Here is a 15,459-nt window from a genome sequence, read left to right as displayed (position 1 = left end):
TGATGACCTGTGCCAACCTGACTTCATAAGAACAGGTGGGACCCTTTGATGAAAAAAGAAATTGTGGCGCAGCTATCTGCGCTGGACGACCGTAGCCCGGCCTACGCGCTCGTCGGCGAAGTCGATTTGGTGGTGGTGCGGTTTGATGATGAAGTCTCGGTTTTTTATGGGCGGTGTCTGCATCGGGGCGCGTTGATGTCGGATGGCTTTGTGCGTGGGAACAACCTGATTTGTGGACTGCATGACTGGGATTACCGTCTGGATAGCGGTGTCAGCGAATACGCCAATGACGAGGCCCTTCCAAAGTTCAAAAGTTGGATCGAAACTGACGACGTTTGTGTCGATGCGGATGAGATTTCAGCATGGGCGCACGCTAACCCGCAGCCCTTTAATCGCGACAGCTATCTTGGGCTTTATGCCGACACATCGCACGGAACTGAGGAAGAACCGTATACCGGTCTGATCCAGCAATACGCGCGGGATGGGTTGTCCAAGACAGGCCATCACGGTGTCGTCGATGCTATGGGCGTGCCGCGCCATACGCTTCCGGACTGGGACGATATCCAAATCATCACGGCTCAATTGCACAAAGCTCCACTGCTGGACAACGACGCCGTCGGTACTGAAGTCGTCATCGGCCCAAACGCGCAAAAACCAATGCGCCTCGACATCCCTTTGTTCGTGTCTGACATGTCTTATGGCGCGCTTTCAGAACCCGCCAAAGTCGCCCTTGCCCGCGGTGCCGAACTGGCTGGGACAGGAATCTGTTCGGGCGAAGGCGGCATGTTGCCCGAAGAGCAGGAGGCGAACTCCAAGTACTTCTACGAACTGGCGTCGGGCCGCTTTGGCTTTACTTGGGACAAGTTGGCCAAAGCCCAGGCGTTCCATTTCAAAGGTGGACAGGGGGCCAAAACGGGCACGGGCGGCCATTTGCCCGGCCACAAGGTCACCGGTAAGATCGCCGAAGTGCGCGGGCTGAACGAAGGCCAAGACGCCATTTCCCCAGCGCGGTTTCCTGACTGGAGCGACCCGCTGCAGATCAAGGATTTTGCCGACGAGGTGCGGGATCGCACTGGGGGTATTCCGATTGGATACAAGCTGAGTGCCCAGCACATCGAAAAGGATATTGATGCCGCTCTCACCGTGGGCGTCGATTACATTATCCTTGATGGGCGCGGGGGTGGTACGGGTGCGGCCCCCATTATTTTCCGTGACAACATCTCGGTCCCCACGATCCCTACGTTGGCACGGGCCCGCGCGCATCTTGACCGGCTTGAGCGCAACGATGTGTCTCTGGTCATCACCGGCGGGCTGCGCAAGCCTGCTGATTTTGTCAAAGCGTTGGCTATGGGTGCGGACGCGATTGCAGTGTCCAATTCTGCGATGCAGGCGATTGGATGCATCGCCATGCGCGCGTGCCACACGAACAACTGCCCGGTGGGTATTGCAAGTCAGAAGCCGCATCTGGTGAGCCGCCTGGTCGTGGAAAAGTCAGCCCGCCAATTGGCCAATTTCTTCGAGGCAAGCACTGAGTTGATGCAGGTGATGGCGCGGGCCTGTGGCCACGATCACCTTGGCAAGTTTAACGCAAGCGATCTGACCACGTGGAAAAGGGACATGTCCGATATCTCGGGCGTGGCGTTTGGAGGACTGTCATGAGCGAGACTTTGGATTGGATCAGCGTCGGACACACCGGCGATCTTCCCGAAGGGCGGGTCAAGACGGTCACAGCGCGCACCACATCAATCTGCCTGTCTCATTTCGATGGTCAGTGGGCTGCGATGAACAATCATTGCCCGCACCAGCGTGGCCCCCTGGGGGAGGGCTCAATTGAGCGTGGAGAGGGTGGCAAATGCTGGATCCGATGCCCGTGGCACGGTTGGGATTTTGATCCGCTGACGGGTAAGCCACCCGGGGGCCACGAGGATACCGGCCAGACGATTTATCCGGTAAAGATCGAAGGCGAAGAGATCTTTGTCGGGCTTGAACCCGAGCCGCCCCATGAACGCACGGTGAGCGATCAGATGGCCGAAAGCATGGTCAACTGGGGTATCAAGCACGTGTTCGGAATGGTGGGGCATTCCAACCTTGGTCTTGCTGATGCCATACGGATGCGCGTTGAAGCGGGTGAGATGAAGTATATCGGCATCCGTCACGAAGGGGCGGCCGCCTTTGCCGCCTCGGCCTATGGTAAGTTGACCGGCCATCCTGCGGCCTGCCTGACCATTGCAGGACCGGGTGCCACCAACCTGTTGACCGGCCTGTGGGATGCAAAAGTGGACCGCGCGCCTGTACTGGCGTTGACCGGTCAGGTTCAAACGCAGGTATTTGGACCCGGCGCGTTTCAGGACATTGATCTGGCGTCGGCCTTCGACGCCGTCAGTAAATTCAGCCAAACGGTTCTGTCGACATCGAACCACTCTGAACTTGTTTCGCTGGCCATGAAAAACGCGCTCGTGGAACAGGATGTAGCGCATTTGATTTTTCCAGACGATATGCAGACCAATCCGTCTGACAACCCAGCCGGCGCGCCCGATGGGCGCATGGGCCGTGCGGTTGTGAAGCCAAGCGATGAAGATGTTTCGGATGCGCTCGCTTTGCTTAACAAGGCGGAGCGCCCGATCCTCGTGGTGGGACACGGCGCGTGGGATCATATGGAGGCGATCACGAAACTGGCCGCTGATCTGGGTGCGCCGGTTCTGACGACGTTCAAGGGCAAGGGATTGATTGCGGATGATCACCCTAACGCCGCGGGCGTCCTTGGTCGCTCAGGTACGCCCATTGCCAGTTGGTTCATGAACGAAGCGGACCTTATCCTGACCCTTGGCACGTCATTTTCCAACCACACCGGGATTGAACGGGGCAAGACCATTATTCAGGTCGATTACGAACGGATGCAGTTGGGCAAGTTCCATCCCGTTACCTTGCCGATCTGGGCAGAGATTGGTGCATTTTGCGAAGGCATTGCGCCGCAAATCAACCGACCGGCCGATGCCCCCGATCAGGTTGGCGAACTGGCTGAACGTTGGCAGATGTGGCAGGACGAAAAACAGACCCGATTGGGCGAGGAAGGCTGCAAAGGCATCCACTCTGCGGCGATCTTTGCCGCGTTGTCCCGCGTGGCGCCAAGCGATGCGATTATTGCTGTGGACGTGGGTAACAACACCTACTCGTTTGGCCGCTATTTTGAGACGAAGGGACAGCGCGTGCTGATGTCTGGCTATCTTGGGTCCATTGGTTTTGGCTTTCCCGCGGGTATGGGTGCTTGGGCTGCGACGCAGGATTTCGAGTGGTTGAAGGGGCGCAAAGTGATCTCGATTTCTGGCGATGGTGGGTTCGGCCAATACCCGATGGAACTGACCACTGCCGTTAAGTACGGGATGGATATCACCCATGTCCTCTTGCACAACGGAGAGCTGGGCAAGATATCCAAAGAGCAACGCTCCGGTGAATGGCCGGTTTGGGAGACCAACCTGCACAACCCATCCTTCGCCGCCTTTGCCAAGATTTGCGGTGCGCACGGGGAAAAGGTCGTCGCGGCAGATGCCATCGAGGCGGCGTTGCAAAAGGCGCTCGATGTGGACGGCCCGGCCCTGGTGGAGATCTTGACAGACGCTGACCTGGTGTAATTACTGCCGCAGTCAGGGGTCAGGCTGCGGGCCAGTCGCACAGGTTGGATCTCGTATCAGGACAGTATCAGAGGCCGATATCCATCAGCGCCTTGATCTGGCTTTTGGAAGTGCCTGCGATAACGCGGCCCAGTTCGTCGTCTCCACGCAAAAGCAACAGAGTCGAACGGCGCGGGATGTTGCGAGACGTCGTGACGTCGGCGCTCTTGTACGTATCCCAATCAACCTTGATGAAAGTCAGCTTGGAGTCATAGTCCGGGTTTTCGGCGCGCAGGGCGTTGATCACACGTTCCTGACGCTTGCAGGTGCTGCACCATGTGGCGGAAAAATCGACAAACACTGTTTTGCCTTCGGCCAGCGCCGCGTCAATTGCACCGGGCGTGTAGTCAACAAAGCCAGCGGCTTGAACGGCGAAGGGCACAGCACTTGCCGCTGCCGCTGAGATCAGAAAAGTACGACGGTCCATATGTGGTCTCCGGGAGTTAGAGAGCGACAGAGAGGTCTTGCAACCAGATTGGCATGACCTCCAGCGCCCATGCTTCGATGATGTGGTGAATCTGGAAGAACAGCATCAATCCAACAGCGATGAAGGTGATGCCAAGGATGGGTTTGGAGCGTTCCGCGATCCCGCGCAAGGATTGGGCCCGCGTGCGGATTGCTTCGCGCGCGCCAAGGCCAAGACCGATGATCAGGGTGGAAACGCCCATGGCGAAGAATACCATAATCAACCCGGCATAGCCGAGGTTCTGTCCCTGAGACGCCAGCGCGATGGCCCCGCCGAGGGTTGGACCGATACATGGTGACCAAACGGCGCCAAGAAGCAAACCGCCAAGGAACTGTCCCTTTTTCCCTGAGGCGTCCACATCGTTCATCCGGCTGTCGGCCTGAGACGCAAACCCGGCGGTCGCCATTTCGAATTGCCGCGCAAACATCGGCACGACCAGTACGATCCCGAACAGGATCATCAAGACGGCCCCGGCCTGTGCAATCGTGTCTTGGGTCAGCCCGATTGCAGGCCCAAATGCCGTGACCAGTAACCCGAAGGTCACGAAAGAAACGCTCATCCCCGCGGCCAATGCCACAGGGCCATACCGGTCCGCGTTCAGGGCACTGACCAGTACAATAGGCAGAACCGGCAGGACGCATGGGTTGATCAGGGTCAATAGCCCGGCGAGATATGCAAAGACGAATTCCATTCGCTCGGTATGTACGACCCGGCGTTTGGCGGGCAAGGAAAACCGCTCTTACGTGCACTCACGATGTTGTCAGTGCGCGGGCTGCGCGCGATATGCCGGGCGACCGGCCACCCAAGTGCCTTGCACAGCCGGAGTCCGGCCGTCAGGCCAGTCGACCAGCACCAGATCAGCGCGTTGACCCACGGCAATCTCGCCACGATCGTCCAACTGCATCGCGCGCGCTGGGCCTGTCGATACCAAAGACCAAAGCGTCGATCGATCTGCGCGCTTTTCGCGGTCCAACCGATCCACTGCCGCCAGCATAGCGGGGTAGTAGTAATCTGACGCCAGCACGTCACACAGCCCCTCTTCGACCATGTCGCCCGCGGCAAGTGATCCGATGTGACTGCCGCCGCGCACCGCATTCGGCGCGCCGAAGATGATCGTATCCCCATTTGCCCGCGCGTCTTTAATCGGCGCCATGGTCATTGGGAATTCGGCCACTGTGACGCCCATATCGCGATAATGCTGGCGCGTTTCGACCTGAGTGTCGTCATGGCTGAGCATTGGCACGCCTTTGGCGCGGGCTTTGCCCGCAAGCGTTTGCATTGCGCCCGGTACGTCTGAACGGCGCGCCCACACCCGCTCAATCAGCGCCATGTAGTCGTCAATTGCCAGACCCGCGCGTGCCGCGTGTTTTTCGTGCCGCACCGTTGCAAGGCGCGGGTCATACGGGTCGGCGAGAGCATAGTTGGGACTGTGTTCGAACTGTCGATCCTGAATTTTCGTATCAAAGCTGCGCATCGACATCGACAGGTGATCATTGAACGCAAGCGAAGGGCTCAGCGGCGCATCCAGTGCCCAATCGATTGTTTCAAGCGCCTCAAAGGCGAAGGTTTCCCAACGCAACTGAATACGGTTCTCGACCAAAAGGCGGGGGGCCAGATCACGGATGGTTTGCATCATCTCGCGCCCTCTATCGACGCTGCGCAGGCCCGGTTCAAAGCTGAGTGTGATGGAGTGATAGGTCGTTGCGATCCCGTTGGCTGCCAGCTGCCTATCGGTTTCCAACACAGCGGTTTCCATGGGGAAGTAAACGCCGGGGCGCGGCATGACTTGTCTTTCAAACGCATCGCCATGCACGTCGATCAGGGCAGGGGCAAGGATCAGCCCGCGCGCGTCGATGACCTCGCCTTGCGGTGCCCCCCCGATTTCAGCGATCAGACCATCCGCGATGGTCACGTTCGTTTCCGCAATCTCGCCCGGCAGATAGACCGTTGCACCTTGGAATGTTTGCATCGTTCAAGTCTTTCCAATGTCAGAAGGGAGCGCCGCACCCGGTGCTTTGCCGTCGGGGCCGTCAACGTTCATGTATCTCAATCGCCTGCATCAGGGTTTGTTTGGACAGGCGAAGGGGGGGGTCAGCCTCGGCGTCCGTCAAATGCTTTGACGGTTATCCCCTCGGCCTCAAGCGTCCGTCGCACAGACGCGGCGATGTCTACGGCTTCGGGGGTGTCACCGTGACAGCAGATGCTGTCGATTGGTGTTTCGATCCGGGTGCCGTCTTCGGTGATGATGGCTTGGGCCTTCACCATTTCGACCATCCGTTTGCCTGCAAGCTCAGCGTCATGGATCACCGCGCCGGGCTTGCGTCGATCCACAAGCGTCGCATCCGCATTATAGGCACGGTCGGCAAAAATCTCGCAGGCAAAGGCTGCTCCCAGACTGCGCGCTGCGCGCTCTTGGGCGGTGGCGGCCAGCACCATGATGATCGCGTCCGGGTGGGCGGACAGGGCCGCCTCATAGCACCCACGGGCCATGTCCTCATCCTCGGACGTCATATTGCCGAGTGCTCCGTGCAGTTTGATATGGCGCACCGTTGCGCCCAGACTGCGTGCCATGCCAAGGCTGGCCCCGACTTGACAGCGGATCGAGTTTTGCAATGAGGCGAGTGGCATGTCGATACGCCGACGTCCAAAGCCCTGAATGTCGGCAAAACCGGGATGCGAGCCGATCCCCACCCCTTTTTCCAGTGCGATCCGCATAGTCGACGCCATAACATCAGGATCGCCCGCGTGGGCGCCGCACGCAATACTGGCCGATGTCACAGTGCCAAGCAGGGCGGCATCGTCGCCCATTTTCCAAGGGCCAAAGCTTTCGCCCATATCCGCGTTCAGATCGACTTGCATGGGGTTAGTCTCCTTCATCCAAATGGGGGTGCGTGGCCGAAATCGCGCCATCAATAAGCTGGTAGCTGAGCAGGTCCTGCATCGTGGACGGGTCACGCACCAAAGGTGTCACTGCGGCGGTGAGTTTGGCCAGATCAGAATTGGCGCGCGCTTGAATGGCGGCACCCTCTTCTAGGGTTACAAAGTCAAAGCGCAGGCTGGCACCGGCCGGGGCTTGCGCCACACGTGGCAAGTCGCAGGGCAAAACGGTGCCAATGCGGGGGTACCCGCCTGTGGTCTGGCATTCAGCCATCAGCACAAAAGGTGTGCCGTCACCGGTAATCTGAATGTCGCCGGGCACAATGACTTCGCTGACGATGCTGAGGGCTTTGGGGTTGGAAAAGCCTTCGCCGTCGCTGTCCATGCGGATGCCCTGCCGGTTGGCCCGTGGGTCTCGGCGAAACTCTGTTTGTGCAAACCGGTCTCGGATTGCGATGTCGAAGTCTTCGGTTTGCATGCTGGGCACGACACGAATCGTGCCTCCGGTGAAGCGCGCATCCGGGGCCAGTGTCATGCCCACTTCTTGGCTGGTGTCGGGGCCGACCGGCAGTGTGTCACCCGCTGCCACCAGCGCACCCAGACCGCAGGACAGGTGAGTGGCCCGTGCGCCAAGGCTCGCCTCAGTCGAAAACCCACCGCCGACGTGGAGATACCCATAGGTTCCGGTGCGTGTCGGTCCGATTGTCAGCCGCGCTCCTTTGGGAACGGCATGGCTTGCGTTCCATGCGATGGCGCGTCCGTCGACGTCCGCCGTCATCACGCCGCCTGTCAGGGCTATGCGCAAATCTTCGGTCGCCTCAAACGCGCCTCCGGTCCCGACCATTTCAAGCACTGCAAGGCTGGGATCCTGCTGCAAGAGTGCGGCCCCTTCGTGCACGGCGCGCAGGTCGGCAGCTCCGCCATTTGTCAAACCCATCGCGAGGAACCCTGGCCGCCCCAGATCTTGGACTGCGACACCCGGTCCGGCGGTGTGAACGATTAGCCCCCTCATTCGAGCACCTCGCGCAATGCACCGCCTGCACCGTCCGCATTATGCGCCTCTATGCGTGCCAACTCTTGGTCGGTGATTGCAGTGAATTGTACCTCATCCCCGGGTGCGAGGGGGAAGGGTGTCGTGCTGGATGGGCGAAAACAGGCAAAGGCGGATTGGCCAACATGGCGCCAGCCGGTGGGTGTGTCCTTGGTAAAGAGGCAAATCTGACGCACGGCGGCGACCAGCGCACCAGCGGGAATATTGGGGGACAGGCCGACCTGACGCGGGATATTCCATTCTTCGCCCAAAGTCCCAAGATAGGGTTGGCCGGGCGCAAAGCCCAAGGTGAGAACGCGCAGCCTTGTCGAGGTCAGCGCGGCCTCGGCTTGGGCAACGCTCAGCCCTGCGGCCTCTGCGGCCTCGGCCAATTGTGGCGCGCGGGGGCCGCCAAATACGGCTGGAATGGTCCACAGTGTTCGGTTCGAAGGCAGCGCAGTTGTGGTCCAGTCCTTGGAAGCCAAAACAGCGTTCAAACGGTCTCTCAGGCCCTCAAAATCATGCTCTGCCAAATCCACACGAAAAAATGCGGACGCCAGCGTACTGCTGCTTTCGGCAATCTCGGGCCAAGCCATGGAGTCTACCTCGGCCCGAAAAGCGATGGCCGCGCGGTTTGCCGCGTCAGTCGCACGTTCGCCAAATGTTACGAGCAGGCCATTCAGGCCCACGGATCGGATTGTTGGAACGAATGAAGCGGTTTGCATATGGCGAACCTAACGGCTTTGGGACTGCGCGCAATTGGTTAAAGTGGGGTACGCAACCATGCATCTTCAAATGCGAGTTTAGACACACCAGCCAAACGCAGAACGCGATCCAGTTCAGTTTCAAGCGCGCGCTGGCGGCCTTTGCCCCAGCGCACCCCACGCTCTGGCCAAACAGCACGCACGCGCAGGGTGTCTTCGGCCCGAAATGCCTTCATGTCGATACGTCCGACGATCCGGTCACCTTCAAGAAGTGGAAAGACGTAGTAGCCGTATTTGCGTTTCGGCTCGGGTACAAAGATTTCGATGCGGTAGTCAAAGCCAAACAGGCGCTCTGCCCGTTTGCGATCGCGCAGGGCCGGGTCAAACGGGCTGAGAACTCGCAATCGTGGGGTTGGGTCAGATTTTTGGGTTGGGCAATCAGGCAGGTCTGGCCACGCGTAAGCGGGGCGGACGGTGCCATCGACGCAGGTGATACAAATCTGGATGATCCGCCCCGTTGCCAGCGCCCGGGTGCACCACTCTTTCGCCTCAGCAGGGGAAATGTGATCCCAGAACGCCGCCAACTCGCCATGAGTGGCAAAGCCCAGCCGGGTCAACGCCTCACGGCAGCACCAGTCGATGGTCTCTTCTGTATCAGGTGCGTTTCCGATGGTCGTGCGGTCAATCACGCGTTCTGTCAAATCATAGTATTTCTGAAAGCCCTGCCGCTTCACGACGGTCAACGCTCCGCTGCGCCACAGGTATTCCAGCGCCGTTTTGGAAGGATGCCAGTCCCACCACCCGCCTGACCCGCGTTTTTCGCCCTCTCCGACCTGCGCCGAACAGACTGGGCCCCGTTCGCGGATCATGTCGAGGACAGATTGGAACTGCCCCTCAAAACCGTCGCGACGCCAATCTTTCCAACGCCGCCTCAGAAGGGCCGCGTCCCGCTCGCGGCGCATATGCCAATACGGATAAAAGGAAATTGGGACGACGGCTGCATCATGGGTCCAGTGTTCGAACAGCGCCCGATCGCGTTCGTAAAGCAGTTTTAGTGCCTTTGGTCGGTACCGGGCCTTTCGCGAAAACAGGATAAGATCGTGGGCACGCGCCACCGTGTTGATGCTGTCGAGTTGCACAAACCCCAGTCGCTCAATCAGGTTGAGCAAATCCTGACCATGGGCCGCTCCCTGCGGAGCATCGGTCAAGGCGTGGCGGTCCAGAAACACGCGGCGAGCCGCGCTGTTCGTCAGAGTGAAGGGGGTCAAGGCCGCCGTTGACGACGCAGGGTGTCACCATAAGAAATTGTCGGTGTCAGGGTGATATGCTTTGGTTCTGTTGCCCCGGCCAACCGTTCGAGAATGATGTTGGCCGCCGCGCGCCCGATGTCGAGGCGGCAGGCGTCCATCGTTGCAAGGCGGCGTGGCAATCCATCAAGAAGGTCAACGCCATTGAACCCGGCCAGTCCGATCTGGCCCGGTATGTCGACACCCTGTTCGATCAGGTAAAGCAACCCGCCCGCACCGATCATGTCATTGGAGTAGTAAAGGAAATCCAGATCAGGATTTTCGTCCAGCATCGCCTTGGTCATTTCGCGGCCCTTGGCCAGCGCTGAACCTCCGGAATAAAAGTCGCGTGCTTCGATTTCGATGCCCGCCTTGCCCAGCACCTCAGTCAGCCCCTCGAACCGCTTGCGCGCCCGGTGATCCCGAGGCATCGACGTGCCCATGAACCCAATCCGGCTATAACCCTGTTTCAGGATGGCACGGGCCATGTCCTGCCCTGCGGCACGGTGCGAAATACCCACCATGCTATCGACAGGATTGCCATCAGTGTCCATAATCTCAACCACGGGGATGGCTGCGTTTTCCAGCATGGCGCGGGTGGCATCTGAATGCTCAAGGCCCGCGATGATGATGCCGGACGGGCGCCAGGACAGCATTTCATACAGCACGCGTTCTTCTTTGTCGCGCATGTAGTCGGTGACGCCAAAGACGGGTTGCAAAGGCGTTTCTTCGAGCACCTGATTGATGCCTGTCAGCACCTCGGGAAAGACCATATTGCCCAGTGAGGGGATGATCACAGCGACAAGGTTGACCTGCTGCGAAGCCAACGACCCTGCAATCTTATTTGGCACATAGCCAAGCGTTTTGGCGGCCTCGAGCACTTTGGCGCGGGTTGCTTCGCTCACATCACCGCGGTTGCGCAACACGCGGCTGACGGTCATTTCGGAAACGCCGGATGCTGCAGAAACATCGCGCAAAGTTAGCGGGCGTGGGGCGCGATCGGTCAAGGGCAGTCCTTCGAATTTATTGTTCTTGGAGTTAGCGCCAATTGCCGCGATGTTTCAAGAGACTCGGCGCGTTTTGCATACCTGCGGCGGGTGACAACGCAGTTCTAAGCCGATAATTGGAGTGCATACGGCCCCGTGGCTCAACTGGATAGAGCAGCCCCCTCCTAAGGGGCAGGTTGTAGGTTCAAGTCCTACCGGGGCCGCCAATTTACTGCATATAAATCAATAGGTTAGTAGATTTTTTCATGACTCCTTATTTTGGTGGTGCGAGCAAAAACTGGAACAAACGGGGTCCAAACGGCGGTTGTCCGTACAAAACCGGTACAGGGTATCACCTTACGTTCCCTGTTTGCCCCGTCCGAGATGGATGTATGTCGACACACTTTCTGCCTTTTAGACCGAGGCAATCAGAGTTTGAGATCTGTCGATCAAACTTCTCAGAAGTTCAGAAAGAACGCGAATGGACCTGTGATCGGGCCACGTACTTAACAACCAATCGTGGTCATCCAAGGTCATCGCAAACAAGCGCTCATCAACACCCAGTTCTTGAGCGTAGTCGGCCTTCAGGCTTCTGATAATGCTGGGAACCTGTTCACGGCTAGGACCGTCGACGTGAACGACCAAACAGCGGCTTATGCGAACCGAGGACGTGACGGATACACTGGAACTCGCATTGCAGGCTTCCGGCTGTGATCAGGTGCATGTCGTCCACAAGCCACGTCTGCTCAGCGATAACGGCTCAAGCTACGTCTCAGGGGATCTGGCCGAGTGGTTGAAAGACAAAGGCATGAGGCACTCGCGCGGTGCGCCGTATCATCCTCAAACTCAAGGCAAGATCGAACGCTGGCACCAAACCTTGAAGAACCGCATCCTGCTCGAAAACTACTTCCTACCCGGTGATCTTGAGGCCCAGATCGAAGCCTTCGTCGACCACTACAATCATCAGCGGTATCACGAGAGCATCAACAACGTCACACCCGCAGACGTCTACTTCGGGCGTGACAAAGCCATTCTAAAGCAACGGGAAAGGATCAAACGAAAGACGCTCGAAACGCGCCGCTTGCAACACAGACAACGCGCCGCATAATCAAACCAACCAGATGAGCCAAACTCTCTCTTAGTTTAGGTCGCCATTGGTTCCAAAAACTCTGACGACGGACAAGTTTCAACGGCCGCTTTTCCAGCATCGGACATTCACTGCGCCAATGCCTAGCGTCTCAGTTGCGGGACAAAGCCGCCTTGCAGGTCAATCGGCTAAGTATCTGCCATCAAAAATCTTCTCATCCTTGACAAGCTAAACTTCTCGTTTGTCAGAAACTATCAGCCACGATGCAAGTAGCGGAAAACCAACAAGTTCGAATGCGAAGGACGGGGCAATGGCAGCGCTAAACACCCCCCCGGTATCCATGCTACTTAGTCGAAACAGACCCGCGATTGCGATCATGGCCGATAGAATGATCAAAGTTGAGCGAAACTGGCGCATTGCAAAACCTCCGATTATGAACGCAGCACCGACGCCAAACCAGACACCACCAATAAATCGTATGTGGCTATCTTGAGTATGGAATGTTGCCGCATCGGTGATCGACACAAAATCACGGGTTGATTGCCATCCCAGTGTCTTAATCCCGCCGAGGCCGACGTTCAAACCTAGGAACATGATGACGGCACCAATGATAACGACAACCGCGTTCAGCAATTTGATCTTCTTCATTTCATTTCTCCTAAAGGCAGGCCGTGAGGGTGAAAAATACTTGGCACGCGTTCCATATTAATACAAACTTGACAGCGCAAGACTTATTTGGGACGCGTTCCAGATTAAAATGGAGTGCCCAACCATGACTAGACGCGCAGGCAGACCCCGCCGCAGTGAGATCGATATTCTTGAGTACCAAGCAAAAATTGGGAAGCACGCGCTCGAGATCTACCGAGTAGAAGGCTTCGGAGCGGTTTCAATGCGCCGCCTGGCCAAGGAGGTTGGATGCTCGCCGATGACGATCTATGCACATTTTGAGGGTAAGACGGATATTCTGCGGTACCTTTGGGCGGACGTCTTATCGGACATGTCAGATGAAATCCAAAAACGGCTAAAGTTTTCTGCTGCTCCAATTGAACGGCTACAGTTAGCGGCACAAACCTTTGTCGCCTATTGGACCGATCATCCCGATCAGTATCGACTTGTCTTTATGTCCAACGACGTGAACCGGGCGGATGTCAGTACGTTCATTAGCGACGAAAAGACCCTGGCACACTTCTCAATGTTTTCAGATTTGATCCGAGAGGTTCTTCCGAACGAACCTGATGTTCAAGTGAGGACCGACACTCTCATATCGGGAATGATCGGCATCGCTCTTTGTATGAACACTATCCCCGATTACCCTTGGGTCGACGTAACATTGATGACCGAACGTCTACTTACAAGCGTCATTGCATAAGCCAATAGGCAGTTCCGGGAAAAACGGACATCCATGCAATCAGCAGCCTTCGACGCTTTGGGCTCAGTTTAGCCGTTCTCTGCCTAGTGCACGAATGCCCAGTCAGAGATTTCCGCCATTCGTTGCGCTATGGATGAACTGGTACAGAGTGGGATAAACCCTCCATCTGTCTGATTGCAGGGGCCACTATTCGGACTGTTACCGTTTTTATCTATCCCTTGCCCAACGAATAGGTTTCCAAAGCCAACCCAATTAGAAACACCGAGCCAGCCGCTATCGACCTTTAATCGCCACCTGTATTATAAGCCCCTCTCGATTGCATCATAGGGGATTGGTCTGGAAAGCGTATCTCATATGTCAAAACGGCTTAGGTCCAGTTTATTAGGATGCTAAGATAGCACTCAAGGGGTTGGTGTTACATCAATTGCAAACGGGGCCGATTGATCACGCATTGGAATCTTCAGAGGCGACGACAGCGCATCGAAATCAAACTTTTTGAAGTCAACACTGCGTAAGTTGGGGTTCATGCTTGTATAGTAATAAGCTTTCAAATTTTGGAGATCATAAGACACGGTGTACTGCGTCCCTCCGTACTTCAGAACCTCCAATTCAGCAGGATTCAACTTTTGGTCGGTCGCCTCCATCGGGAGCTGGAAGTTGGCAAGGATGCGGATAGCCTCGTGTACCGTGTCTTCTCCTCCATCGGTTGGACGAGACGTCTGAGTCCAGGCCAGTGCGCGGATAAAACGTGATGGTGGCGTGAAGTCTCCGGGCAAGCCCAACATCCCGGTTCCATACCCGATTGGCGCAAGATCAATCCCGTCGACTTTAACCGAAGGCCAAGCGACGGATCGCATGTTGATGTAATTCCGCGCATTGTTGATGTGCCAGTCATACGGTGGTGAGTTGGTCAGCACGCCTAATGTCTTATCATAGATTTTCATTTCGCCGCCGACAAACTCAACAATGATCTGATCGCCACTTTTATCGGTTACTGAGAAGTGCACTGGCGCCGGGCCGCCAAGCTCTGGCGTTACAACAGGCACCACTCGAATTTTTTCTGCCGCCTGCTTAACTTCGGCCACCGAAGCGAATTGGCTCAGCATAAAGCCAACAAAATCGACGGGGGCCAGCGAGATTTCAGCTTTAACGGGATCATATTCTTGATACTCCGCAAACCCAGGCAGATAGAGCAGCGAAACGTTCAAACCTTCGGAGTTTATGCCGTCGCCAAAGAGCATCTGGCCCAGCATGGTCACGCCGGCGATGTCGTATTTGGTGACCCATTTTGCGCCATCTTTGTCATCTGGCATTTTCATTGCTGAGGCCTCAGTGCCTGCCGGAACAAATGTCATGACTGGGGACAGATCAAACGTACCCCATTCCATGGTCCGGGAGGCAACTACCGTACCATCAGCTCCTGTCAGTGTGATAAACGTGCAAGAGCTTGCCATATTGGCGCCAAAACTGACAAACCCAGCAACAGATATGCCACAGAGTTTTTTTAAATAGCTCATTTGAACCTCCTTGCCTTACATACCAAAGCGTCTGACCCGTGAACAATAAAGCACGCCATTTGGGGTGCCGCATTACGTCTTTGAGCGTGCCGAATGCAGTGCCAATCCCGACTTTACGACGTAGCGCTAGGTACTCTATCGTCGATAGCATCGACCAAAAATGGCCGTTTTCCCTTGACCGCTTTGGGCTTGTCTTATGCTTTCCTTATCGATCTGCAAAGATTGAGCCACTGCCGGCCAAGCCATTTATGGCTGGCAGTGGTGGCGGCTGGATCGCTTTGGGCTTGGTCGTGAGGGACCGTTTTCGAGTATGGTCAGCCGCCGTCTTCGCATGAGGCCTGAACGGATACGCAAGCTGGATTTTTCATGGGCTTGCATGACAAGCATAGGACATGACGATGATGACAGATGATAGCATAGGCATTGATATTTCGAAGGAATTTCTGGAAGCGCATCGGTTAAGCGATGG

At 56.8% G+C, this 15,459-nt stretch carries 13 protein-coding genes, 1 tRNA gene and 1 pseudogene; 5 read left to right on the top strand and 10 right to left on the bottom strand.

What is annotated here, in order from left to right; genetic code table 11:
- The first annotated feature begins 48 nt into the window (after positions 1-48).
- Together DHN60_RS16035 and DHN60_RS16030 are read left to right on the top strand one after the other, a co-directional pair.
- The gene (locus DHN60_RS16035) at positions 49-1,659 is read left to right on the top strand and encodes a glutamate synthase-related protein (RefSeq protein ID WP_108838345.1); all 1,611 of its coding nucleotides are present in this window, start codon (positions 49-51) and stop codon (positions 1,657-1,659) included.
- Positions 1,656-3,629 carry a thiamine pyrophosphate-binding protein gene (locus tag DHN60_RS16030; RefSeq protein ID WP_108838344.1) on the top strand — a complete coding sequence of 658 codons (1,974 nt, stop codon included), beginning with the start codon at positions 1,656-1,658 and terminating at the stop codon, positions 3,627-3,629. Before DHN60_RS16035 ends, DHN60_RS16030 begins: the two co-directional genes overlap by 4 nt.
- Before the next feature lie 67 nt (positions 3,630-3,696).
- Here DHN60_RS16030 and DHN60_RS16025 read toward each other — a convergent pair whose 3' ends face one another.
- The 8 genes from DHN60_RS16025 to DHN60_RS15990 all read right to left on the bottom strand — a co-directional run bounded on the left by DHN60_RS16025 (position 3,697) and on the right by DHN60_RS15990 (position 11,038).
- Entirely contained in the window at positions 3,697-4,095 is a 399-nt protein-coding gene (locus DHN60_RS16025; protein ID WP_108838343.1) for a thioredoxin family protein, read from the bottom strand.
- 16 nt (positions 4,096-4,111) lie between these two features.
- Entirely contained in the window at positions 4,112-4,825 is a 714-nt protein-coding gene (locus DHN60_RS16020) for a cytochrome c biogenesis CcdA family protein (RefSeq protein ID WP_108838342.1), read from the bottom strand.
- A 69-nt stretch (positions 4,826-4,894) separates the two neighbouring features.
- Positions 4,895-6,103 carry an alpha-D-ribose 1-methylphosphonate 5-triphosphate diphosphatase gene (locus DHN60_RS16015; RefSeq protein WP_108838341.1) on the bottom strand — a complete coding sequence of 403 codons (1,209 nt, stop codon included), beginning with the start codon at positions 6,101-6,103 and terminating at the stop codon, positions 4,895-4,897.
- A gap of 122 nt (positions 6,104-6,225) precedes the next feature.
- Positions 6,226-6,993: a LamB/YcsF family protein gene (locus DHN60_RS16010; RefSeq protein WP_234423667.1), complete on the bottom strand. Its 768-nt coding sequence runs from the start codon at positions 6,991-6,993 to the stop codon at positions 6,226-6,228.
- A gap of 4 nt (positions 6,994-6,997) precedes the next feature.
- Positions 6,998-8,023: a biotin-dependent carboxyltransferase family protein gene (locus tag DHN60_RS16005; protein WP_108838339.1), complete on the bottom strand. Its 1,026-nt coding sequence runs from the start codon at positions 8,021-8,023 to the stop codon at positions 6,998-7,000.
- Positions 8,020-8,766 (bottom strand): allophanate hydrolase subunit 1, encoded by a 747-nt coding sequence (locus DHN60_RS16000; RefSeq protein ID WP_108838338.1) that lies wholly within the window; start codon positions 8,764-8,766, stop codon positions 8,020-8,022. Before DHN60_RS16000 ends, DHN60_RS16005 begins: the two co-directional genes overlap by 4 nt.
- Positions 8,767-8,804: 38 nt before the next feature.
- Positions 8,805-10,013 (bottom strand): winged helix-turn-helix domain-containing protein, encoded by a 1,209-nt coding sequence (locus tag DHN60_RS15995; RefSeq protein WP_108838337.1) that lies wholly within the window; start codon positions 10,011-10,013, stop codon positions 8,805-8,807.
- Positions 10,010-11,038, bottom strand: coding sequence for a LacI family DNA-binding transcriptional regulator (locus DHN60_RS15990; protein WP_108838336.1), 1,029 nt, complete (start codon positions 11,036-11,038; stop codon positions 10,010-10,012). Before DHN60_RS15990 ends, DHN60_RS15995 begins: the two co-directional genes overlap by 4 nt.
- 129 nt (positions 11,039-11,167) lie before the next feature.
- On the opposite strand from DHN60_RS15990, the gene DHN60_RS15985 reads away from it, so the two are divergent.
- Together DHN60_RS15985 and DHN60_RS15980 are read left to right on the top strand one after the other, a co-directional pair.
- Positions 11,168-11,244: transfer RNA gene (locus DHN60_RS15985), tRNA-Arg, on the top strand.
- Positions 11,245-11,672: 428 nt separating this feature from the next.
- Positions 11,673-12,125 (top strand): annotated as a pseudogene (locus tag DHN60_RS15980) (transposase); the annotation flags it as partial.
- A gap of 207 nt (positions 12,126-12,332) precedes the next feature.
- Here DHN60_RS15980 and DHN60_RS15975 read toward each other — a convergent pair.
- Positions 12,333-12,752, bottom strand: coding sequence for a DUF4345 domain-containing protein (locus DHN60_RS15975; protein ID WP_108838335.1), 420 nt, complete (start codon positions 12,750-12,752; stop codon positions 12,333-12,335).
- A gap of 109 nt (positions 12,753-12,861) precedes the next feature.
- Here DHN60_RS15975 and DHN60_RS15970 point away from each other — a divergent pair, with 109 nt between their 5' ends.
- Complete coding sequence (locus tag DHN60_RS15970) at positions 12,862-13,473, top strand: TetR/AcrR family transcriptional regulator (protein ID WP_306416013.1); 612 nt, start codon at positions 12,862-12,864, stop codon at positions 13,471-13,473.
- Between the two features lie 401 nt (positions 13,474-13,874).
- Here DHN60_RS15970 and DHN60_RS15965 read toward each other — a convergent pair whose 3' ends face one another.
- On the bottom strand, positions 13,875-14,990 hold the full coding sequence (locus tag DHN60_RS15965; RefSeq protein ID WP_108838333.1) for a linear amide C-N hydrolase: 1,116 nt from the start codon (positions 14,988-14,990) through the stop codon (positions 13,875-13,877).
- Between the last annotated feature and the right edge of the window lie 469 nt (positions 14,991-15,459).

The sequence above is a fragment of the Tateyamaria sp. Alg231-49 genome (assembly GCF_900143535.1).
Taxonomy (GTDB): domain Bacteria; phylum Pseudomonadota; class Alphaproteobacteria; order Rhodobacterales; family Rhodobacteraceae; genus Tateyamaria.
The sequence above is the reverse complement of the archived record's forward strand: the minus strand, read 5'-3'. Positions and strand labels throughout refer to the sequence as shown.

What these genes read in the sequence shown, in the direction of transcription:
- DHN60_RS16035 (WP_108838345.1), top strand. Translation starts at nt 49, where the DNA reads ATGAAAAAAGAAATTGTGGCGCAGCTATCTGCGCTGGACGACCGTAGC.
- DHN60_RS16030 (WP_108838344.1), top strand. Translation starts at nt 1,656, where the DNA reads ATGAGCGAGACTTTGGATTGGATCAGCGTCGGACACACCGGCGATCTT.
- DHN60_RS16025 (WP_108838343.1), bottom strand. Translation starts at nt 4,095, where the DNA reads ATGGACCGTCGTACTTTTCTGATCTCAGCGGCAGCGGCAAGTGCTGTG.
- DHN60_RS16020 (WP_108838342.1), bottom strand. Translation starts at nt 4,825, where the DNA reads ATGGAATTCGTCTTTGCATATCTCGCCGGGCTATTGACCCTGATCAAC.
- DHN60_RS16015 (WP_108838341.1), bottom strand. Translation starts at nt 6,103, where the DNA reads ATGCAAACATTCCAAGGTGCAACGGTCTATCTGCCGGGCGAGATTGCG.
- DHN60_RS16010 (WP_234423667.1), bottom strand. Translation starts at nt 6,993, where the DNA reads ATGCAAGTCGATCTGAACGCGGATATGGGCGAAAGCTTTGGCCCTTGG.
- DHN60_RS16005 (WP_108838339.1), bottom strand. Translation starts at nt 8,023, where the DNA reads ATGAGGGGGCTAATCGTTCACACCGCCGGACCGGGTGTCGCAGTCCAA.
- DHN60_RS16000 (WP_108838338.1), bottom strand. Translation starts at nt 8,766, where the DNA reads ATGCAAACCGCTTCATTCGTTCCAACAATCCGATCCGTGGGCCTGAAT.
- DHN60_RS15975 (WP_108838335.1), bottom strand. Translation starts at nt 12,752, where the DNA reads ATGAAGAAGATCAAATTGCTGAACGCGGTTGTCGTTATCATTGGTGCC.
- DHN60_RS15970 (WP_306416013.1), top strand. Translation starts at nt 12,862, where the DNA reads ATGGAGTGCCCAACCATGACTAGACGCGCAGGCAGACCCCGCCGCAGT.
- DHN60_RS15965 (WP_108838333.1), bottom strand. Translation starts at nt 14,990, where the DNA reads ATGAGCTATTTAAAAAAACTCTGTGGCATATCTGTTGCTGGGTTTGTC.